The sequence below is a fragment of the Methylobacterium sp. WL18 genome (assembly GCF_008040015.1).
Lineage (GTDB): Bacteria > Pseudomonadota > Alphaproteobacteria > Rhizobiales > Beijerinckiaceae > Methylobacterium > Methylobacterium mesophilicum.
Genome location: NZ_VRVD01001331.1, coordinates 1 through 454, shown reverse-complemented (window position 1 = coordinate 454; position 454 = coordinate 1). Strand labels below are relative to the sequence as shown.

The 454-nt window shown below is 75.6% G+C and carries 1 protein-coding gene; it reads left to right on the top strand.

What is annotated here, in order from left to right; genetic code table 11:
• Nucleotides 1-454, top strand: a 454-nt coding sequence (locus FV228_RS32600; RefSeq protein ID WP_147858042.1) for a diguanylate cyclase, incomplete at both ends; no start/stop codon positions are given.

Genomic DNA, 454 nt, shown 5'->3' with positions numbered 1-454 from the left:
CTGGTGGCGGCCTGCGAGCGCACCGCCGCGCAGGGCCAGCCGGTCTCGCTGACCTGCGACTTCGCCGACGGCCGGGCGGTCGACGTGGTCCACGCCCCGATCCCCGGCGGCGGCTGGCTCTGCACCCACGAGGACGTCACCGAGCGCCGCCGGAGCGAGGCCCGGGTCGCCCACATGGCCCGGCACGACGCGCTCACGGGCCTTCCCAACCGCCTGGTCCTGAAGGAGCGCATGGACGCGGCCCTGGCAAGCTGCGATGCCCGCGCGCCGGCGACCGTGCTGTGCCTCGACCTCGACGGCTTCAAGGTCGTGAACGACACCTACGGGCATCCGGTCGGCGACGCGCTGCTCTGCGCGGTGGCGGCCCGGTTCGCCGCCACGGTGGCGGTCGGCGACCTCGTGGCCCGGCTCGGTGGCGACGAGTTCGCCATCGTGCTCGGCACGGCTCCCCTGC